At 63.4% G+C, this 21510-nt stretch carries 17 protein-coding genes; 1 reads left to right on the plus strand and 16 read right to left on the minus strand.

Annotated features, from left to right (window positions below):
* Positions 1-24: 24 nt before the first annotated feature.
* The 14 genes from ABIE53_RS17810 to coq7 all read right to left on the minus strand — a co-directional run bounded on the left by ABIE53_RS17810 (position 25) and on the right by coq7 (position 15892).
* Complete coding sequence (locus ABIE53_RS17810; protein WP_029971515.1) at positions 25-777, minus strand: cell division protein FtsQ/DivIB; 753 nt, start codon at positions 775-777, stop codon at positions 25-27.
* A gap of 34 nt (positions 778-811) precedes the next feature.
* Positions 812-1753, minus strand: coding sequence for a D-alanine--D-alanine ligase (locus ABIE53_RS17815; protein ID WP_114156502.1), 942 nt, complete (start codon positions 1751-1753; stop codon positions 812-814).
* A gap of 1 nt (position 1754) precedes the next feature.
* Complete coding sequence (murC, locus tag ABIE53_RS17820) at positions 1755-3158, minus strand: UDP-N-acetylmuramate--L-alanine ligase (protein ID WP_006053213.1); 1404 nt, start codon at positions 3156-3158, stop codon at positions 1755-1757.
* Complete coding sequence (murG, locus tag ABIE53_RS17825; protein ID WP_192698729.1) at positions 3155-4273, minus strand: undecaprenyldiphospho-muramoylpentapeptide beta-N-acetylglucosaminyltransferase; 1119 nt, start codon at positions 4271-4273, stop codon at positions 3155-3157. Before murG ends, murC begins: the two co-directional genes overlap by 4 nt.
* The gene (gene ftsW / locus ABIE53_RS17830; RefSeq protein ID WP_006053211.1) at positions 4270-5541 is read right to left on the minus strand and encodes a putative lipid II flippase FtsW; all 1272 of its coding nucleotides are present in this window, start codon (positions 5539-5541) and stop codon (positions 4270-4272) included. Before ftsW ends, murG begins: the two co-directional genes overlap by 4 nt.
* Positions 5538-7052, minus strand: coding sequence for a UDP-N-acetylmuramoyl-L-alanine--D-glutamate ligase (gene murD, locus ABIE53_RS17835; protein WP_006053210.1), 1515 nt, complete (start codon positions 7050-7052; stop codon positions 5538-5540). The genes ftsW and murD overlap by 4 nt, the downstream gene beginning before the upstream one ends.
* Positions 7053-7079: 27 nt before the next feature.
* Positions 7080-8249 (minus strand): phospho-N-acetylmuramoyl-pentapeptide-transferase, encoded by a 1170-nt coding sequence (gene mraY, locus ABIE53_RS17840; protein ID WP_006053209.1) that lies wholly within the window; start codon positions 8247-8249, stop codon positions 7080-7082.
* Between the two features lie 17 nt (positions 8250-8266).
* Positions 8267-9694 carry a UDP-N-acetylmuramoyl-tripeptide--D-alanyl-D-alanine ligase gene (locus ABIE53_RS17845; RefSeq protein WP_192698728.1) on the minus strand — a complete coding sequence of 476 codons (1428 nt, stop codon included), beginning with the start codon at positions 9692-9694 and terminating at the stop codon, positions 8267-8269.
* A complete protein-coding gene (locus tag ABIE53_RS17850) occupies positions 9691-11238 on the minus strand; it encodes a UDP-N-acetylmuramoyl-L-alanyl-D-glutamate--2,6-diaminopimelate ligase (RefSeq protein WP_006053207.1) in 1548 nt (515 codons plus the stop codon). The genes ABIE53_RS17845 and ABIE53_RS17850 overlap by 4 nt, the downstream gene beginning before the upstream one ends.
* The gene (locus ABIE53_RS17855) at positions 11235-13100 is read right to left on the minus strand and encodes a peptidoglycan D,D-transpeptidase FtsI family protein (RefSeq protein ID WP_006053206.1); all 1866 of its coding nucleotides are present in this window, start codon (positions 13098-13100) and stop codon (positions 11235-11237) included. The genes ABIE53_RS17850 and ABIE53_RS17855 overlap by 4 nt, the downstream gene beginning before the upstream one ends.
* Positions 13097-13447, minus strand: coding sequence for a cell division protein FtsL (gene ftsL / locus ABIE53_RS17860; protein ID WP_006053205.1), 351 nt, complete (start codon positions 13445-13447; stop codon positions 13097-13099). The genes ABIE53_RS17855 and ftsL overlap by 4 nt, the downstream gene beginning before the upstream one ends.
* A complete protein-coding gene (gene rsmH, locus ABIE53_RS17865; protein WP_006053204.1) occupies positions 13444-14397 on the minus strand; it encodes a 16S rRNA (cytosine(1402)-N(4))-methyltransferase RsmH in 954 nt (317 codons plus the stop codon). The genes ftsL and rsmH overlap by 4 nt, the downstream gene beginning before the upstream one ends.
* Before the next feature lie 15 nt (positions 14398-14412).
* The gene (gene mraZ / locus ABIE53_RS17870) at positions 14413-14841 is read right to left on the minus strand and encodes a division/cell wall cluster transcriptional repressor MraZ (protein WP_006053203.1); all 429 of its coding nucleotides are present in this window, start codon (positions 14839-14841) and stop codon (positions 14413-14415) included.
* Positions 14842-15253: 412 nt separating this feature from the next.
* A complete protein-coding gene (gene coq7 / locus ABIE53_RS17875; protein WP_006053202.1) occupies positions 15254-15892 on the minus strand; it encodes a 2-polyprenyl-3-methyl-6-methoxy-1,4-benzoquinone monooxygenase in 639 nt (212 codons plus the stop codon).
* A gap of 302 nt (positions 15893-16194) precedes the next feature.
* Between coq7 and ABIE53_RS17880 the strand changes: the two genes are divergently transcribed.
* Positions 16195-17364: a porin gene (locus ABIE53_RS17880; RefSeq protein WP_006053201.1), complete on the plus strand. Its 1170-nt coding sequence runs from the start codon at positions 16195-16197 to the stop codon at positions 17362-17364.
* Positions 17365-17542: 178 nt separating this feature from the next.
* Here ABIE53_RS17880 and ABIE53_RS17885 read toward each other — a convergent pair whose 3' ends face one another.
* Both ABIE53_RS17885 and ABIE53_RS17890 read right to left on the minus strand, forming a co-directional pair.
* On the minus strand, positions 17543-19216 hold the full coding sequence (locus tag ABIE53_RS17885; protein WP_029971524.1) for a long-chain fatty acid--CoA ligase: 1674 nt from the start codon (positions 19214-19216) through the stop codon (positions 17543-17545).
* Between the two features lie 155 nt (positions 19217-19371).
* Positions 19372-21450: a molybdopterin-containing oxidoreductase family protein gene (locus ABIE53_RS17890; protein WP_044022068.1), complete on the minus strand. Its 2079-nt coding sequence runs from the start codon at positions 21448-21450 to the stop codon at positions 19372-19374.
* Between the last annotated feature and the right edge of the window lie 60 nt (positions 21451-21510).

Here is a 21510-nt window from a genome sequence, read left to right on the forward strand (position 1 = left end):
GTGCTCATTGCGTGTGATGTCCGTTTACTTCTTGCCCTTGTCGGGTTCGCTGATAAAGCGCATGCCAGCGGCACGAATCGCGAAACCGTTCGGATAGCGCAAGTCCGCATACTCGATATCCTTCCCCCAACGTTGCGTCACGGCGTTCCAGGCCGCCGTCAGGCGCTTGCTCCGATCGAGCAGCGTGTCCTGATTGCGCTCGCGTCCCAACTCCACCTGCGTTCCGTTCGACAGCTTCACCGTCCACGCGTAACGCGGCGACAGCGTGACTTCTTCCGGCGTGGCGCCCAGCGGCGCGAACCACTTCTGAAAGTCGTGATAACGCGCGACCACTTCTTTCGCCGTGCCGTCCGGGCCGTCGAACGCGGGAAGCTCCTGTTCGAGCTCGCCCTGGTTCGCGGTGAACAGCTCGCCGTCGACGCTCACCAGTTGATCGCTGCCCCACGTGCCAAGCGGTTTGTACTCTTCGAGCGTGACAGCCAGCGCATTCGGCCAGACCCGCCGCACGCTCGCGTGACGCACCCACGGCATCTGCTCGAACGCCTGACGTGCGACGTCGAGATCCACCGTAAAAAAGTTGCCCTTCAAACGACCTACCACGCCCGCGCGCACCGTCGGCGAATTGATGTGCTCCGTATCGCCGTCGATCTGAATCTCGCGCAGCGCGAAATTCGGACGCTGGATCATCCAGTAAGCGCCAGCCGCCAGCAGCACGAGCACCAGCAACGCATGCAATGCGCTGGCGGCGAGATTGAGCTGGCGAACGTTGTTCCACATGGTGTTGCTTTCGGGTTGCCCCGCGTAGTCCTGATCAATCCTTCAAGGTCAGCGCCAACACGCCGACCACCAGTTCCTGATAGCTGATGCCCACCGCGCGCGCCGCCTTCGGCGGCAGCGAGTGATCGGTCATGCCGGGCGCCGTGTTCACTTCGAGGAAGTACGGGTTGCCGTCCGCGTCGAGCATGAAATCGGCGCGGCCCCAGTCGGTGCAGCCGAGCACGTCGAACGCGCGGCGCGCCAGCACTTTCATGCGCGTCTCTTCAGCGGGCGTGAGACCGCACGGAATCAGATACTGCGTGTCGTTGGCGATGTACTTCGCGTGGTAGTCGTAGAACTCGCCGGCCGGTACGATGCGGATCACCGGCAAGTCCAGATCGCCTGCGATGCACGCGGTGTATTCGCCGCCGCCTTCGATGCTCTTCTCGACCACCACGATCCTGTCGTACTTCACCGCTTCGACGAGCGCCGCAGGCAACGCGTCCGCGCTCTTCACCTTGATGACCGCGACGCTCGACCCTTCGCTCGCCGGCTTTACGAAGAGCGGCAAGCCGAGCTTCGCGACGATCTCCTGCGCGCGCGCTTCGTAGTCGTCGCCGCGCAGCACGGCTTCGAACGGCGGCGTCGGAATGCCGAGTTGCTGCCACACGAGCTTGGTGCGGAATTTGTCGAGCCCGAGCGCCGAGCCGAGCACGCCGCTGCCCGTGTACTTGATGCCGTAAAAATCGAGCGCGCCCTGAATCTGGCCGTTTTCGCCGTAGCCGCCATGCAGCGCATTGAAGGCGCGCACGAAGCCTTCGTCCTTCAATGCGGCGAGCGGACGCTCGGCCGGATCGAACGGATGCGCGTCGATGCCGGCGTCGCGCAGACCTTGCAGCACGAGGCGCCCGGAATTGAGCGACACTTCGCGCTCGGCCGAATTGCCGCCGAGCAGCACGGCCACCTTGCCAAAATTTTTCGGGTCGATACTGCTCATCTCACACCTTCGTTTCCTGAGCGAGGCGACCCGGCACACCGCCGATCGAACCCGCGCCCATCGTGATCACCACATCGCCGTCGCGCACCAATGCTGCGAGCGCGTCCGGCACTTCATCCACCGTATCGACAAACACCGGCTCGACCTTGCCCGCGACGCGCAACGCGCGCGCGAGCGCCCGACCGTCCGCGGCGACGATGGGCGCTTCGCCGGCCGAATACACTTCGGTCAGCACGAGCGCATCGACCGTCGACAGCACCTTGACGAAATCTTCAAAGCAATCGCGCGTGCGCGTGAAGCGATGCGGCTGGAACGCGAGCACGAGACGCCGCCCCGGAAATGCGCCGCGCGCCGCCGCGACCGTCGCCGCCATTTCGACCGGATGATGGCCGTAGTCGTCGACCAGCGTGTAGGCGCCGCGCGGCTCGCCGTCGCTTGTGACCGGCACCTCGCCGTAGCGCTGAAAGCGCCGGCCCACGCCGTTGAAATCCGCCAGCGCTCGCTGGATATCGGCATCTTTCACTTCGAGTTCAGTCGCAATCGCGATCGCGGCCAACGCGTTCTGCACGTTGTGCTCGCCCGGCAGGTTCAACACGATGTCGAGCGGCGCCGCGTCTTCGCGCATCGCGGTGAAATGCATCTTGCCGTCGCGCGCTTCGACGTTGACCGCGCGCACTTGCGCGTCGGGTGCGAGGCCGTAACGGATGATCGGCTTCGACACGAACGGCAGAATCTCCTTCACGTTCGGATCGTCGACGCACAACACGGCGATACCGTAAAACGGCAGACGGTGCGTGAATTCGATGAACGCCTGCTTGAGCCGCGCGAAGTCGTGGCCATAGGTGTCCATGTGATCGGCGTCGATGTTCGTGATGACTTCGATCACCGGAAAGAGATTCAGGAACGACGCGTCCGATTCGTCCGCTTCGGCCACGATGAAGTCGCCCGTGCCGAGCCGCGCGTTCGCGCCCGCGCTGATCAGCCGTCCGCCGATCACGAAGGTCGGATCGAGCCCGCCCGCAGCGAGCACGCTTGCGACCAGCGACGTGGTCGTGGTCTTGCCGTGCGTGCCGGCAATCGCAATGCCCTGTTTCAGGCGCATCAGTTCCGCGAGCATGACCGCGCGCGGCACGATCGGAATACGTCGATGACGCGCGGCCAGCACTTCCGGGTTGTCGCTGCGCACCGCGGTCGAGACGACCACCGCGTTCGCGCCTTCGATGTTCTCCGCCGCGTGACCGATTGCGATACGCGCGCCGAGTGCGGCCAGGCGATCCGTGACAGCGTTGCTCGACAAGTCCGAGCCGCTCACCTGATAGCCGAGATTGAGCAGCACCTCCGCGATGCCGCTCATGCCGACACCGCCGATGCCGACAAAGTGAATATGTTTGACGATGTGTTTCATTGCTTTCCTTCTGGGCTCGCGCCCGAAATCGAACCCGCCACGCTCGCGCAAATCTGCGCGACCTGTTCAGTGGCGTCGGGTTTCGCGAGCGAGCGCGAACGCTCCGCCATCTCCGCGAGACTTTCCCGCGTCTGGCTGCGCAACCAGCCGGCGAGTTTTTCCGCCGACAGATCGCGTTGCTGCACGACCAGCGCCGCGCCGTTGTCGGCGAGAAACGCTGCATTAGTGGTTTGGTGATCGTCCACCGCATACGGGAACGGCACGAACAACGCGGCCACACCTACCGCTGAAATCTCCGACACGGTCATCGCGCCCGAGCGGCAAATCACGAGGTCCGCGCTTGCATAGGCGCTCGTCATGTCGTCGATGAACGGCACGAGTTGCACGTCAGCGCCCGTTTGCAAACCGGCTGCCGCGTAGTTCTCGCGCAGCGCGTCGATATGTTTTGCGCCCGCCTGATGCACGATGCGCGGACGTTCGTTCGGGGCCAGCAGCTCGACCGCGCGCGGCACGACTTCATTGAGCGCCGCGGCACCGAGACTGCCGCCGACCACCAGCACATTCAACGGACCGTTGCGTTCTGCATAGCGTGCTTTGGGCGCAATCGCGCGCGCAAGTTCCGCACGAATCGGATTGCCGGTCCATTCGCCGTGCGGCAACGCATTCGGAAACGCAACGAGCACGCGTTTGGCGAGCTTCGCGAGCACCTTGTTTGCGAGACCCGCAATCGAATTCTGTTCGTGCAGCACGAGCGGACGTCCGCTGAACGCGGTCATCAGGCCGGCCGGAAACGTGATGTAGCCACCCATGCCGAGCACCACATCCGGCTTCACGCGACGCAGCACGCTCAAGCTTTGCATGCATGCGCGCAGCAGATTCAGCGGCAGCATCAGCTTCGTTTTCAGGCCCTTGCCGCGCAGTCCGCCGAAGCGCACGTATTCCATCGGGATGCCGTGCTTCGGCACGAGCGTCGCTTCCATGCCCGCGGGATTGCCGAGCCATACGACCTTCCAGCCCCACGCCTGCATCAGGTGCGCGACCGCGAGCCCAGGGAACACGTGTCCCCCGGTGCCACCGGCCATCACCATCAGCGTGCGTTGCTGCGTGGAGGTCATACTTTCCCTCCTCGCATCAGCACACGATTTTCGTAATCCACCCGCAGCAGCACCGCGATGGCGATGCAGTTCTGCACGATGCCCGAGCCGCCGTAGCTGACGAGCGGCAACGTTAGACCTTTAGTCGGCAGCAGGCCGAGGTTCACGCCCATGTTGATGAACGTCTGCGCGCCGAACCAGATGCCGACGCCCTTCGCAACGAGACCCGCGAACGTGCGGTCGAGTGCCAGCGCCTGGCGGCCGATCTCGAACGCGCGGCGCACGATCCAGTAGAACATCACGATCACGATGAGTACGCCGACAAAGCCGAGCTCCTCGCCGATAACAGCGAGGATGAAGTCGGTATGCGCTTCGGGCAGATAGTTGAGCTTCTCGACGCTGCCGCCGAGTCCCACGCCGAACCACTCGCCGCGGCCAAATGCGATCAGCGAGTGCGTCAGTTGATACGCCTTGCCCTGCGCATAACGGTCGTCCCACGGATCGAGGTACGCGAAAATCCGCTCGCGCCGCCACGGCGACGCCCACACCAGCAAACTGAACGTGCCGACCGCCGTGGCGACGAGGCCGCCGAACAGCTTGCCGTTCACGCCGCCGAGAAACAGCAGACCCATTGCGATCGCCGCGATCACCATGAACGCGCCCATGTCCGGCTCGAGCAGCAGCAATGCGCCGACGAAGCCGACCGCCATCGCCATCGGCAGAAAGCCTTTGGCGAAGCTGTGCATGTATTCCTGTTTGCGCACCGTGTAGTTCGCCGCGTAGATCGTCACCGCGAGCTTCATGATTTCGGACGGCTGCATATTCGTGATGCCGAGCGGAATCCAGCGGCGCGCGCCGTTCACGCCCTTGCCGACGTGCGGAATCAGCACGATGACCAGCGCGACGAGCGCGATCAGAAAGAGCTTCGGCGCGTACTTGTCCCACGTCGAAATCGGAATACGGAACGCTATGACGCCGACCACCGCGCCCATCGTCACGAAGATGATCTGACGCACAAGGAATGCGTAGTCGCGATACGACGCGTACTTCGGCGAATCGGGCATCGCGATCGACGCCGAATACACCATCACGACGCCGAGCCCGAGCAGCGCGACGACCACCCACAGCAGCGAATGATCGTAGTCGAGCATGCGCGAGCGCAGCGGCCGCACGCCATTGACGGCGCTCGCGAGACCGCTGCCGCCCGTGCGGCCACCGACGCGTGCTGCGTTGGCCGTGTCACCGGCGCCTGCGCCTGTGCGCGAACCGAATCGTTCGGACCAGCTCATATCATCGTCCCCCGTTCGGCCGCGATTTCTTCCACCGTGCTGCGGAACACCGCGGCGCGATGCGCGTAACCCTTGAACATGTCGAAGCTCGCGCAAGCGGGCGACAACAGCACGGCGTCGCCAGGTTGTGCGAGTGCAGCGGCGGCACGCGTCGCTTCTTCGAGCGTCGCGTGATCGGTCATCGCGATGCCGGTGTCTTCGAGTGCCGCGCGAATCTGCGGCGCGTCGCGGCCAATCAGCATCACCGCGCGGCACCAGCGCATGACCGGCGCGGCGAGCGGCTCGAAGTCCTGGCCCTTGCCGTCGCCGCCGGCGATCAGCACCGCGCGTTGCGCGAGGCCGTCGAGCGCGGCGACCGTCGCGCCGACATTGGTGCCCTTGCTGTCGTCCACGTAGTCGATGCCGTCGATCGACGCAATCAATTCCACGCGATGCGGCTCGCCGCGGTACTCGCGCAAGCCGTGCAAGAGGCGCGCGGCGGGCAAGCCGATCGCGCGTGCGAGCGCATACGCGGCGAGCGCGTTGGCCGCGTTGTGCAGACCGCGAATGCGCAGCGCGTCGGCAGGCATCAGGCGCTTGAGCGCAATATTCGGCGGCGTGACCGCTTCGTTTTTGCGGCGGCGCTTCGGCGTGATGTCTTCACTCGCGTCGAGATCGTGTGCTTCGACGAGCCAGATCATCGCGTTATCGCGCAGCAAACCGTAATCGCCGTCGTTCTTCGGTTCGGTTACGCCGAAGGTCACCACGTCGACATCGCCCGGCTCCGAAGGCGCGAGCGCCATGACGCGCGCGTCGTCGCGATTGAGCACACGCACGGTTTGTGTACCGAAGATGCGGCCTTTCGCAGCGGCATACGCATCGAGGCCGCCGTGCCAGTCGAGGTGATCCTGCGTGATGTTGAGGATCGCCGCCGCGTCCGGCTCGAACGTATGCGAAGTCTCCAACTGGAAGCTCGACAGTTCGAGCACCCACACGTCGGGCAGCGCGGTGTTGTCGATGGCTTCGCTCAGTTTGTCGAGCAGCGCCGGGCTGATGTTGCCCGCGACCGCGACCTTCTTGCCCGCGCGTTCGCACAGCAGCCCCGTGAGGCTCGTCGTCGTGGTCTTGCCGTTGGTGCCGGTGATCGCGACGACCTTCGGCGCATAACCGCTTTCGCCGAGCGTCTTCAGCGCTTGCGAGAAGAGTTCGAGTTCGCCCCACACAGGGATGCCTTGCTCGCGCGCCGCCGTGATCAGCGGCAACAGATCGGCGGCGAGCGGCGACAAACCGGGGCTGATCGCGACGAGTTCCACGCCTTCCAGCAGCACCGGCGAAAACGGGCCGCCGACAAACGCAGCGTCGACGCCGTGCGCTTCCAGGGCGGACAGGTTCGGCGGCACTTCGCGCGTATCGGCCACACGCAGCCGACAGCCGTGCCGCGCGCACCAGCGCGCCATCGCGAGACCGGATTCACCCAGTCCCAGCACGAGCACCATCGGCTTTTGCCGATCCCGAAACTTCTCGCCGAACATCGTCTGCTTCCCTTTAATACCTTCTGCTTAACGCAGCTTGAGCGTGGACAATCCGAACAGACACAACATCAATGTGATGATCCAGAAGCGCACGACCACCTGCGTTTCCTTCCAACCCGACAATTCGAAATGGTGATGCAGCGGCGCCATCTTGAAGAGACGCCGGCCTTCGCCGAAACGGCGTTTGGTGAACTTGAACCACGTCACCTGCAACATCACCGAAAGCGTTTCCGCGACGAAGATGCCGCCCATGATGAAGAGCACGATTTCCTGACGCACGATCACCGCCACCGTGCCGAGCGCGCCGCCAAGCGCGAGCGCGCCGACGTCGCCCATGAACATCTGCGCCGGGTGCGTGTTGAACCAGAGGAACGCGAGGCCGGCCCCGCCCATCGCCGAACAGAAAATCAGCAATTCGCCTGCGCCTGCAATGTGCGGAAACAGCAGGTATTTCGAGTAGACCGAGCTGCCCATCACGTAAGCGAACACGCCGAGCGATGCGCCGACCAGCACGACCGGCATGATCACGAGACCGTCGAGGCCGTCGGTGAGATTCACCGCGTTGCTCGCGCCGACGATCACCAGATATGTCAGCACGATGAAGCCCCACACGCCGAGCGGATAGCTGATCGACTTGACGAACGGCAGCATCAAATCGGCGCGCGCGGGCAAGCCCATCGACAAACCGCTGCGCACCCACGCCATGAACAGATCGAACACGCGCACATTGCTCGCTTCGGACACGCTGAACGCGAGATACACGGCGGCGAAGAGACCGATCACCGACTGCCAGAAATACTTTTCGCGCGACGACATGCCGCGCGGGTCCTTGTAGACGACCTTGCGATAGTCGTCGACCCAGCCGATCACGCCGAAGCCGAACGTGACCAGAATCACGATCCAGATAAAGCGGTTGGTCAGATCGGCCCACAACAGCGTAGCGACGGCGATGCCGAGCAGAATCAGCACGCCGCCCATCGTCGGCGTGCCGGATTTCACGAGATGCGTTTGCGGGCCGTCTTTACGGACAGCCTGGCCGACCTTCATCGCGGTCAGCTTGCGGATCACAGCCGGGCCGCAGACGAGCCCGATCAACAGCGCGGTGATGGTGGCCATCACCGCGCGGAAAGTCAGATAACTGAACACGCGCAAGAAGCTTGCGTCATTCTGCAGCCATTGCGCCAGCGCCAGTAGCATGCTTCGGTCCTTCTATTTCAGTGTGCAGCGGGCGCGCTGCCCGCTGCGTTGGGTTGTGGACTCGTTACGGCGTCCACCACGCGCTCCATTTGCATGAAGCGCGAGCCTTTCACGAGAAACGTTGCAGCAGGACCGAAACCGGCCTGCTGCAATTGCGCGACCAGCGTGCCGACGTCGGCGACGTGATGGGCGCTTGCGCCATACGCGGTGCAGGCGTCGCGCGAGGCGTCGCCCATTGCGTACAGCGCGTCGATACCGCGTTCCTTCGCATAGGCGCCGATTTCGCGGTGAAATTCCGGCCCGTTGTCGCCGACTTCGCCCATGTCGCCCATCACCAGCACACGCGGCGATGCGTGCGACGCGAGCACGTCGATCGCGGCGCGCATCGAATCGGGGTTGGCGTTGTAGGTGTCGTCGATCACGGTCGCGCCCGCGAGCGTGCCGAGCGCGGCGTGCTTGACCTGCAGGCGGCCTTTCACCGCGCCGAACGATTCGAGGCCGCGCTTGATAGCGTCGAGCGAAACGCCTGCGGCAAGCGCCGCTGACGTCGCAGCTAACGCGTTGTGCGCGTTGTGATTGCCGAGCACTTGCAGCGTGATATTTGTGTGGCCTTCGGGCGTTTGGATGCTGAGTACTTTGCCGTCGAACGTGCCCGTAACCGCCGCTTCCGTTGTGCGCTCGGCCGTGTTCAGCGCGAAGTCGACGATGCGGTTGCCCGTGGCCGCCACGCGCCAGATGCTTGCGTAGGCATCGTCGGCGGGGAAGACAGCGATTCCATCAGGCGTGAGCGCGTGAATCACGCTCGCATGCTCGAGCGCGACCGCTTCGACGGTCGCCATGAATTCCTGATGCTCGCGCTGCGCGTTGTTCACCACGGCAACGGTCGGCTCGGCGATTTTCGCGAGCAGCGACGTTTCGCCCGGATGATTCATGCCGAGTTCGACGACCGCCAACCGATGCGCGGCATTCAGACGAAACAGCGTGAGCGGCAAGCCAATGTCGTTGTTGAAGTTGCCGGCGGTGGCAAGGCGCGCATCGACGCCGACGGCTGCGGCGAAAATCGACGCGATCATTTCCTTGACCGTGGTCTTGCCGTTGCTGCCGGTCACGGCGACGAGCGGCATGCTGAACTTGCGACGCCAGCCGCGAGCCAGCGCGCCGAGTCCAACGCGCGTGTCGGCCACGCGCAAGGCGGGCACGCTCCAGCCGCCGGGCACGCGCGCGACGAGCGCGGCGCTCACGTTGCGCGCGGCGACGTCGGCGAGGAAGTCATGCGCGTCGAAGCGATCGCCCTTGATCGCGACGAACAGATCGCCGGGACCTGCGCTGCGGCTGTCGGTCGACACGCGTTCGAACGCAACGCTGTCGTCGCCGATAACCGTTGCGCCTGGAATCAGCGCGGCCGCTTCACGCAGCGTGAACATCGCATTGCCTTGCGCGCTCATTCGCCACCTCCGCGTGCCTGCGTGGCCCGCGCGGCGAGCGCGAGGCGGGCGTGGTCCTGGTCGGAGAAAGCGCGCTTTTTACCCATGATTTCCTGTGTTGCTTCGTGCCCTTTGCCAGCCAGCACGATGACGTCTTCGCGCGCGGCGCCGCGGATCGCCTGAAGGATCGCGCTCGCGCGGTCCTCGATGCGGCGTGCCTTCGACGCGTCTTTCATTCCCGCTGCGATCTGCTCGATGATGGATTGCGGATCTTCGCTGCGCGGGTTGTCGCTCGTGACCACCACGCCGTCCGCCATCTTTTCGGCGATGGCGCCCATCAGCGGACGCTTGGTTGCATCGCGATCGCCGCCGCAGCCGAACATGCAGATCAGTTCGCCGCCTCGCGCGGCCGCCATCGGACGCAACGCTTCGAGTGTTTTTTCCAGCGCGTCGGGCGTGTGCGCGTAGTCGATCACGACGAGCGGTTCGTCGTTTTGCAAGCGGCCGCCGAGGCGCTGCATGCGGCCGTTCACCGATTCGAGCTTCGCGAGTTCGGCGAGGGCGGCATCGAAGGGAATCTCAGCGGCGAGCAACGCGCCGAGTACGCCGAGCAGATTGCTGACGTTGAATGCGCCGAGCGTTTGCACTTCGACTTCGGCATTGCCCCAGTCTGATGTGCTCAGGTGGAACGCGGTGCCGGTGGGCGTCGCGCGCACGTTCGATGCGAGCAGCGACGCGTCGGCTTGCGGCGCGCTTTGTTGTGCGGAATCGAGACCATACGCGATCGTGCGTGCGTGGCCTTGCGTGCTTGCCAGCAAACGGCGACCCGCCGCGTCGTCGCGATTGATCACGGCCGCACGCAGTTCCGGCCAGGCAAAGAGGCGCGCCTTCGCGGCCTCATACGCCTCGAACGTGTGGTGATAGTCCAGATGGTCTTGCGTGAGATTCGTGAACACGGCGATGTCGAACGCCGTGCCGTTCACGCGCCCCTGGTGCAACGCGTGCGACGACACTTCCATTGCAACGGCCTTTGCGCCCGCGTCGCGCAACTGCGCGAGACTGCGCTGGAGTTGCGGCGCGTCGGGTGTCGTGAAGCCGGTGTGCACGAGTTGTCCCGGCAAGCCGGTGCCGAGCGTGCCGATGATCGCGCAACGTTTGCCAAGCGCGGTGAGCGCCGCCGAAATCCACTGGCTGCACGACGTCTTGCCGTTCGTTCCCGTGACGCCGACCGTGAGCATGCTGTCGCTCGGATCGCCGTACCACGCGCTGGCAATCGAGCCCGCGAGCTCGTTCAACGCGGGCACCGCGAGCGTGGTGGACGCGTCGATCGCGCCGCTGAAACCTTCCGGCTGAACGAGCACCGCGGCAGCGCCGCGTTCAAGCGCGCCGTCGATGAACGCGCGGTTGTCCGCGCCATCCACGGCGTAGGCGAAAAACGCGTCGCCGGCTGTGAGCGAACGCGTGTCCGCGTGCAGATGCGCGCCTCGCTGCAGGTGCGCTTGCAGCCAGTTCAACGCTTCGGCAATTTGCCGATGCGACGGATGATTGTTGCGCAGCGCGCTCATCGAACGACTCCCGCATGGGTCTTCGCATTCGCGGAAATCGTCATCTTCTTCGCGCTCGCGTTCGCCGAAATCTTCTTCGTTGCGGACGGCGCGGGAGTGGCCGAAGGCGCAGCGGACGCGGAGTCGTCGGACACGACCATCTGCTTGACCGGCATTTGCGGCGGCACGTTCAGCGAGCGCAGCGTATCGCCGACGATGCCCGAGAACACCGGACCCGACACCTGACCGCCGAAGTGACTGCCCGCCGTCGGTTCATCGACCGATACCGCGACGACGATGCGCGGATTCGGCATCGGCGCCATGCCGACGAACGACGCGCGATACTTCGAGTGATCGTAGCCGTGAGGGCCGTGCTTATACGCCGTACCGCTCTTGCCGCCGACGCGATAGCCCGGCACCGCCGCATCCGGCGACGTGCCGCCCGGCGAGACGACGGTTTCGAGCATCGCGCGCACTTCGCGGGCGGTGGTCGGCGAAAAGATTTGCGGGCCGGTTGCCGGCTGGTCGCCAGGCGTGCGGAAAATCGACACGGGCATGATCTGGCCGTCGTGCGCGATGGCCGTGTACGCGCGGCCGAGCTGGAACAGCGACACCGACAGGCCGTAGCCGTACGACATGGTCGCCTGCTCGATACGGCGCCAGCTCTTCCACGGACGCAGACGTCCCGCCGCCGCACCCGGGAAACCGACCTTCGGCGCGAGGCCAAGACCGATGCTGGTGTACATGTTCCACATCTCTTCGGGCTTCAACTGCATCGCGATCTTCGTCGCGCCGATGTTGCTCGACTTCTGGATCACGCCGCCGACCGTCAGGACACCGAACGCGCTGTCGTCGGTAATCGGCGCACCGTCGAGCACGAAGCGGCCGCCGCCTGTATCAACCAGTGTAGTCGGCGTGACGCGGTGCAGGTCGAGCGCGAGCGACACCGTGAACGGCTTCATGATCGAGCCCGGCTCGAACGTGTCGGTGAGGATGCGGTTGCGCAACTGGTCGCCGGTCATGTGCGACCGGTCGTTCGGGTTGTAGGTCGGGTAATTGACGAGCGCGAGGACTTCGCCGCTCCGCACGTCGATCACCATCGCCGCGCCGGCCTTCGCCTTGAACTTTTCGACGGCCGCTTTCAGGTTCGTGTACGCGATGTACTGGATCTTGCTGTCGATCGAGAGATCCACGTCCTGGCCGTTGTGCGGCACGACCTGCTCGTCCACGTCCTCGATGATGTGGCCCATGCGGTCTTTAATCACGCGACGGCTGCCCGACATGCCCGCGAGCAGCTTCTGGTCGCCGAGTTCGACGCCTTCCTGGCCTTCGTCCTCGACGTTCGTGAAGCCGATCAGGTGAGCCGTGATCTCGCCTTCCGGATAGAAACGCTTGTACTCGTCGCGCGCGTAAATGCCGGGGATGTCGAGCGCCTTCACCTTCTCGGCAATATCCACCGGCACCTGGCGTTTGACGTACACGAAGTTCTTGTCTTCCGAGAGCTTCCTGCGCAATTCCTTATCGGTCATGCCGAGCAGTTTGCCGAGCGAGTTCAGCTTGTCCGCGCCGAGGTCGTCCGGCACCGATTCCGGGATCGCCCAGATCGCACGCACCGGCAGACTCGTGGCCAGCACGAGGCCATTGCGGTCGAGAATCTTGCCGCGCGTGGCCGGCAATTCGAGGCGGCGCTGATAGCGGATTTCGCCCTGCTTCTGATAGAACGCGTTGCCGGGTCCCTGAATCCAGAAGGCGCGCGCGGTCAGCGCGACAAACGCCATGAAGAGCAGGAACACGACGAGCTTCGAGCGCCACATCGGCAGGCGCACGGACAGGATCGGATTAGCCGAGAAAGCGACGCTCTTGCGGCTGGACGATTTTTTCATCGAACGCCTCCGCTGCGAGTCGCCGACGGCGCCGATGCCGGAGCCGAAGTCGGAATCGGCGCGTCTTCGGCCTTTGCGGCGCCGGGGTCGAGCGTCAGGTATTGCGTGCGCCCGGTGCTGACCGCCTGCATCTTCAGCGACGTGGTCGCGAACTGCTCGATGCGCGACGTCTTGGAGAGCGCGCTCTGCTGATATTGAAGCTGCGAATAGTCCTGCTGCAACTGGCGCTCCTGCGACTGCGCGCGCTGCAACTGGATAAAGATCTGGCGCTGCTGGTTCGTTGCGTTGACAACCGACAACGCACAGCCCATCACGATCATCAGCAGGAAGATATTGAGGCGATTCATGGTGCGATCCGCTCCGCCACACGCATCACGGCAGAACGGGCGCGCGGGTTCGCGGCGACTTCAGCGTCGCTCGCAAACACGCGGCCGATGATTTTGAGCGGAGGGCTCGGCAGGTCGACGGCACGAATCGGCAGACGACGATCGACCGCGGGCGCACTGGCGTGTGCCTGCATGAATCGCTTGACGATCCGGTCCTCGAGCGAATGAAAGCTGATGACCACCAGCCGCCCCCCTTGCTCCAGCAGCGACAACGCTGCTTCTAAAACGACTTGCAGCTCCGCAAGCTCTTGATTGATGTGAATCCGTATAGCCTGAAAGGTGCGGGTTGCCGGATCCTTGCCCTTCTCACGGGTTTTGACGACGTTAGCCACGATTTGGGCAAGCTCGCCCGTGCTGACGAGAGGCCCAAGACGGTCGGACTCTGCCCGGCGAGCAACAAGCGCCTTTGCAATCTGAAAAGCAAACCGTTCTTCCCCATAATCTCGTATCACCTCCGTCAGTTCCTGCACCGTGGCCCGCGCCAGCCAGTCAGCGGCAGACTCGCCGCGCGTCGGGTCCATCCGCATGTCGAGCGGGCCGTCGGCGCGGAAACTGAAACCCCGCTCCGGATCGTCGACTTGCGGCGACGACACGCCCAGATCCAGCAAAACGCCCGACACCCGTTCAATCCCGCGCTCCGCAATCGCGGTGCGCAGTGAAGCAAAACTCTCGTGCACGATGCCAAAGCGCGGATCGCCGATCTGCTGCGCCGTGGCGATGGCGAGCGGGTCTTTGTCGAACGCGATCAGACGCCCCGCTTGCCCCAGCTTCTCCAGCACCAGACGGCTGTGGCCGCCGCGCCCGAACGTGCCGTCGACATAGACGCCGTCCGCGCGCGTGACCAGCGCCGCTACCGCTTCTTCCAGCAGCACCGTGCGATGCTGCAATTCGTTTCTCATCGCAGATGCCATATATGTATGCCGCGATCAGAACGTGAAGTTCTTCAACGCTTCGGGCATGCCCTCGGCGATGGCCGCCTGTTCCTTCGCGGCGTAAATCTGTGCGTCCCACAGTTCGAAGTGGCGCCCCATGCCGAGCAGCGTCACTTCTTTTTCCAGCGAACCGGCCGCGCGCAATTCCGGCGACACGAGCACGCGGCCCGCGCCGTCCATATCGACGTCCATTGCATTGCCGAGAAAGATGCGCTTCCACCAGGCTGCGTTCATGGGCAGCTTGTCGACTTTGTCGCGGAAGATTTCCCACTCCGGGCGCGGAAAGAGCAACAGGCAGCCGTCCGGGTGCTTGGTGATCGTCACCCGGCCCTCTGCCTGTGTTTGCAGCGCATCCCGATAGCGGGACGGAATAGACATCCGCCCTTTCGCATCGAGCGTCAGCGCCGACGCCCCTTGGAACACTTCGCTCTCCCTCTTGGCCCGCGCCTTTGCGCCGGCTGCCCAATTCGTAAAAATCTACCCGAAACCACCCGTGAGATCACACAAAAATACACTTTCTCACACTGTCTCCCACTTTAGAGGAACGCTAAACACGGGTCAAGGGAGACAGGCCGTTTTCGAGCGAATTTTGTTTGTTAGAACAAGGACTTAGCGCGAGTCCTTCATGTCAGACGAAAAACGGAAAATCGTTATAAATGAAGGGACTACTGAGGCTTCTGAAGGTGATACGTGAAAAGTGCGGGCGAACAGCGCGGGGCGTAAGCGATCGTGAAGGGCGTCTGGAAGGTGTGCGGCGGGGTTTTCGGCGGCTACGCGGGGACGACGCGCGGGGCGTCGTCCCACCTTGCGTGGTGAGACGGAAACTCGGCGGTTCTTATATGTAGTACGCGGTGCGGGTCATCACTTTCGACATCGCGCGCATCATGGCGCGCACGGGGAACGGCAACTCGATGCCGCCGGCGTCAATTGCGGCTTTTCCATGTCCGGCTTCGTCGACGCGCATCTGCTCGACAATCGCGCGCGATTCGCGATCACCGACCGGCAGACGATCGAGGTGGCTGTCCAGATGCTGTTCGACCTGCCGCTCGGTTTCGGCCATGAAGCCGAGGCTCACGCGGTCGCCCATGCGTCCGGCCGCGAGCCCGATGGCGAGCGCGCCTGCGTACCAAAGCGGATTCAGCAGACTGGGACGCGAGTCGAGCGCCTCGAGACGCTTCGCCGTCCATGCGAGGTGATCTTCTTCCTCGACTGCGGCGCGATCGAACACGCTTCTCAACGACGGCGAACTGGTCGCGAGCTTCTGTGCCTGGTAAAGCGCCTGCGCGCAGACCTCACCGACATGGTTCACGCGCATCAGACCCGCGGAGTGCGCGCGCTCGGCCGGCGAGAGCTCGGGCGCCTCGGCCGAAGCCGCCGATTCTTGCGGAACTGGCAAAGGACGGCTCATGCGCGAAACGCCCGTCATTGAGCGTAAACCCCGATCAAATTCAGTAATCAACTCGTCCAGAAACATTCGGCACTCCGTGATTCGACAACTTGCTTCGCGTTCTTCGTGGCCCGGGCGACAAGGCTTCGCGGGAAAAAACACGGCCTTCGCGCCGGGCTGATCCAGCCGCTGAAGGCATCAAGATTTCGATTTTAGATCATGTTGCGTAAACGAAACAGGAGCCGTCCGGGCAGCGTCCTTTTTCTTTGTGCCATGTAGCCCTTTTGTTACATTACGTGCAACTTCTCGCGAAGTTGGACAAGCAAGGCCTCAACGCTACATAAATATTCGCCTTGTAAAAAAGATTCGTAATCCTTGGAGATCATTCGATGAAAAAGTCGCTTCTCGCTCTCGCAGCACTGGGCGCATTCGCAGGCGTCGCACATGCTCAGAGCAGCGTGACCCTGTACGGTATCATTGACGAAGGCTTCAACATCAACACCAACTCGGGTGGCAAGCACCTGTACAACCTGTCCAGCGGCGTCATGCAAGGCTCGCGTTTCGGCCTGCGCGGCACGGAAGATCTGGGCGGCGGTCTGAAGGCAATCTTCGTGTTGGAAAACGGCTTTGACGTGAACAACGGCAAGCTGGGTCAAGGCGGCCTGATGTTCGGTCGTCAAGCTTACGTCGGTCTGTCGAGCCAGTTCGGCACGGTCACGCTGGGTCGTCAATACGACTCCGTCGTCGACTACGTCGGTCCGCTGGAAGCCGGCGACCAGTGGGGCGGCTACATCGCTGCTCACCCGGGCGACATCGACAACTTCAACAACGCATACCGTACGAACAACACGGTCAAGTACACGAGCGCGGATTACGGCGGCCTGAAGTTCGGCGGCACGTATAGCTTCGGCGGTGTTGCAGGCAACTTCTCGCAGAACCAGATCTGGTCGTTGGGCGCTGGCTATAACAACGGTCCGTTGGTCTTGGGCGTTGGTTATTTGAACGCGCGCACGCCGGCAGCTTCGGGTGGTCTGTTCAACAACGGCGGCACGGCAGCTACGCCGGCTGGCGCAGTGACGTCGCCGGTCTACGCTGGCTTCGCATCGGCTAACACGTACCAGGTTATCGGTGCAGGCGGTGCTTACACGTTCGGCGCAGCAACCCTCGGCTTGACGTACTCGAACATCCGTTTTGCAAACCTGGGCGCGTCGTACGCATCGCCGTTCAAGGGCCAAACGGCTACGTTCAACAACGCGGAAGTCAACTTCAAGTACCAGTTGACCCCGGCGTTGCTGGTCGGCGCAGCGTATGACTACACGCGCGGTTCGGAAGTCAACGGCAACTCGCGCGCTCAGTACCACCAAGGCGCGCTGGGCGTGGACTACTTCCTGTCCAAGCGTACCGACGTCTACGTGATCGGTGTGTACCAGCACGCTACGGGCGAAACCGTGAATGCGGCAGGCGCCGTCGTCACGGCAACGGCTGGCATCAACGGCCTGTCGGGCTCGTCGAACCAGAACCAGCTCGCAGCTCGCGTCGGCATCCGCCACAAGTTCTAATAAGTCGTAAAAACGCAGTTTGCCTCAAAGGCGCCTTCGGGCGCCTTTTTTTTTATGGCCGTCGTAGGATGCGCGGAAACGAAAAAGCCCGGCTGACTTGTCGTGTCAGCCGGGCCTTCGAATGCAGCTGATGCCTACGCGTTACGACGCGTCAGCGTCCGCGATGTTGGGCTTCCGCTCACGCCCGCCCATCACGCAGTTCCCGACGCAAAATCTTGCCGACATTGCTCTTGGGCAGCTCGGTACGGAACTCGACGATCTTCGGCCGCTTGTAGCCGGTTAGCTGCTGTTTGCAGTAGGCGAATATGTCGGCGTCCGTCAGCGCGTCGTCTTTCTTGACGACAAACAACTTCACCGCCTCACCCGAGTGCTGATCCGGCACACCGACCGCCGCGACCTCGAACACGCCGGGTAGCTTCGCGACCACATCCTCGATTTCGTTGGGGTACACGTTGAAGCCGGAAACCAGAATCATGTCCTTCTTGCGGTCCACGATCTTCACGAAACCCCGGTCGTTCATGAAGCCGACGTCGCCCGATTTGAAGAAGCCGTCCGGCGTCATGACTTTCGCGGTTTCTTCCGGCCGGTTCCAATAGCCAGCCATCACCTGCGGGCCGCGGATGCAGATCTCGCCCGGTTGCCCGAGCGGCACTTCGTTGCCGTCGTCGTCGCGGATGGAGACTTCGGTCGACGGCAACGGCAGCCCGATCGTGCCGCTATATTCGGTCACCGTCACGGGATTGCAGGTGACGCACGGCGACGTCTCGGACAAACCGTAGCCCTCGATGATCGGCGTCTTTGTGTGCTCGAACCAGCGCTTTGCGACAGCTTCCTGGACGGCCATTCCGCCGCCGTTTGCCGCGATCAGTTTCGAAAAGTCGAGCTTGTCGAAGTCAGGACTGTTCAACAGCGCGTTGTACAACGTGTTGACTGCCGGGATGGTGGTAATTGCGTAACCCTGCAGTGCCTTAATCGTGCCGGGAATATCGCGCGGATTGGGAATCAGCACGCCGAGTCCGCCTGTGCGGATGGTCAGCAGGCCGCACACCGTCAGCGCAAACACGTGGTACAGCGGCAAGGCCACAACCGTGATGAACTGCTCGATGTCCGTGCGGTTTGCGCGAACCGGATTGAGCCACACTTCGGACTGCAGCACATTCGCAATCAGGTTCCTGTGCAGCAGCGTGGCGCCCTTCGCCACGCCGGTCGTGCCGCCGGTGTACTGAAGGAACGCGACATCGTCGGGGCCTTGCTGGACGGGCTTGAAAGTCTGGCGCTCGCCTTCGGCGATAGCCGCGTTGAATTTGACGTGACCGGGCAAACTCCAGGCGGGCACCATTTTCTTCACGCGGCGCACGACGAAGTTCACGACAGCGCCCTTCACGCCCATCAGATCGCCCATTGCGGCGACCACGACGTGCTTGACAGCGGTATTGCGTACGACGGCCTGCAACGTGACGGCGAAATTTTCTAGCAGGACGATTGCTTCCGCGCCGCTGTCTTTCAACTGATGCTCGAGCTCACGCGGCGTATAGAGCGGGTTGACGTTCACGACCACATAACCTGCCCGCAGAATCGCCGCAATCGCGACCGGATATTGCAGCACGTTCGGCATCATGATTGCGATGCGGGCACCGCGCGCAAGGCCCTTCGACTGAAACCACGCGGCCAGCTTGCGCGAAAGCGCGTCGAGTTCGCCGTAACTGATGCCCTTTCCCATGCAGACGAACGCCGGCTTGTTGCGGTGCTCGCGGAATGCTTCCTCGAGCAGTTCGGCGACGGACGAATAGCGGGTCGGGTCGATCTCTGCGGGAACGCCGGGCGGGTAGGATTTCAGCCAGATTTTATCCATGCAGCGTCTCCTTCTTTATTTTCGAATGGTCGTGCTAAAAACGCATCGTAGCATGGGCGTCCCTGCGCTATTCGCGAAAAACGGCTGCGTTAGACTGCTGCCTCGAACCTTTGGAAGCCTTGTTGGCGAGGCTTGCGCGATGTTGCAAGAGCGCGTCAGACGCGCTCCACTTCGACGAGGCAGTCGTAGAAAGTTGCCGATCCGCCGAGATCGGTAAGCGCCTGGCTCGTGACCTGATTGGCGTTGCGGCCGTCGGGCGCGAGCTTTTTCCACCAGATCGACAAGCCGACCACAAGGCCTTCGCGCGCACGGTCGGTGACGCGGGCGCGCGCCTGCATCGAGCCGCGGTCGTTGAAAATGCGCACGTAATCGCCGTCGGCGATGTGACGCGGCTCAGCGTCGGCCGGGTGGATGTCGAGATGCGGCTCGCCTTCCGTCGACCGCAGACTTTCGACGTTGACGAACGTGCTGTTCAGAAAGTTGCGCGCGGGCGGCGAGATCATCGCGAGCGGATAGCGGGCAGCCAGTTCAGGCGCGAATTCCGCCGACTCATAGGGCGGCAGGTAATCCGGAAGCGGGTCGAGGCCCTGCTGCGCGAGCCGCTCGCTGTAGAACTCGCACTTCCCCGACGGCGTGTGAAAGCCGCCTTCGGCAAAAGGCGCGTCGGGCAGGTTCAGCTTTGCCCAGCCGGCCTGCTTGAGCGCTTCCCAGTTCACGCCTTCGAGCTTCTTGTCCTGCCAGCGGAATGCGTTTTGAGCAACGGCTTCGTCGCTTTCGAAGAGCGCCGGTTCATCCAGCGCCATGTGGCGCGCGAGGCCGCGAAAGATCTCCGTATTGGGACGCGCCGCGCCGACCGGCGGAATCGCCGGCAAATTCACCATGACGTGCGTGTGGCCGTACGACTTATGCACGTCGAGATGCTCGAGCTGCGTGGTGGCGGGCAGCAGAAGGTCGGCGTAATCGGCGGTGTCGGTCTGGAAGTGCTCCAGCACGATCGTGAAGAGGTCTTCTCGAGCGAAGCCGGCGGCGACGCGCCCCGAATCCGGCGCGACGGCAACCGGATTCGAGTTATACACGACGATCGCCTCAATTTTCGGACCGAACTCGGCGTCGCCTGGGTGCAGCAGCGCGTCGCCGATTGCATTCATATTGATGACGCGGCTCGGGCTCGCCGGCCAGCCGGGCATCAGGTCCGGACGCTGCAGCGCATGCGAGTCCACCGGCGCCCAACCGGACGACGACAGCAAGGCGCCGCCCGAACGCTCGCGCCACGCGCCGGTGAGCGACGGCAGGCACGCGATTGCGCGCACCGCGTTGCCGCCGCCGCGCACTCGCTGCAGACCATAGTTCAGGCGAATCGCCGCTTTCTTCGTGCTGCCGTAAAGTCGCGCGAGGTCGACGATAACCTGCTCGTCGATGCCGCAAATTTCTGCCACCCGCGACGGCGGATAGGTGAGCGCACGAGCCTTCAGCTCGGCGAAGCCCAACGTGTGCGCGGCGATGTAAGCGTGATCCAGCAGGTCTTCCGAGATCAAGACGTGCATCATGCCGAGCGCCAAGGCGCCGTCGGTGCCCGGTTTCAGCACAATGTGCTGGTGACACTTCTCCGCCGTGAGCGACCGATACGGGTCAATTGCAATGAGGCGCGCGCCTCGGCGCTTGGCCTGCTGCGCGCGCGTCCAGAAATGCAGGTTCGACGCAATCGGGTTGGAGCCCCAGATGAGGATGACCTCGCTTTCCTCGAAAAACTCGGTGAGCATGCCGATGCTCGCGCCGTAGGTGTATTTCAAGCCAGCGGCGCCGGCTGCCGCGCAGATGGTGCGGTCCAGTTGCGACGCGCCCAGCTTGTGGAAGAAGCGCTGCGCGATGCTGTCGCCCTGGACGAGGCCCATCGTGCCCGCGTAGCTATATGGAAGGATGGCTTGCGGCGCGCGGCCGGCTATCTCCCGCAGGCGCTTTGCAGCCAGCTCCAACGCTTCTTCCCAGCCGATCGGCTCGAAACGGCCCTCGCCCTTGCGGCCGACGCGCCTCATGGGCGTCGTCAGGCGTTGCGGATGATGAACGCGCTCCGCATAGCGGCTGACTTTGGTACACAACGCGCCTTGGGTCGGAGCATGATCTGAATCGGCGACGACCTTGATTGCCCGGTCGCCTTCGACTGTTACCCGCATCGCGCAGGTGTCGGGGCAGTCGTGCGGGCAAACTGCGCGAGCGAATTCGATCGGAGCGTTCATTGGGTAACCATTCAGGAGACGGTAAGCAGGGCGCAACGCGGGATTTTATTACGTCCGCCG

It is taken from the genome of Paraburkholderia sp. OAS925 (genome assembly GCF_040543975.1).
Classification (GTDB): Bacteria; Pseudomonadota; Gammaproteobacteria; order Burkholderiales; family Burkholderiaceae; genus Paraburkholderia; species Paraburkholderia graminis.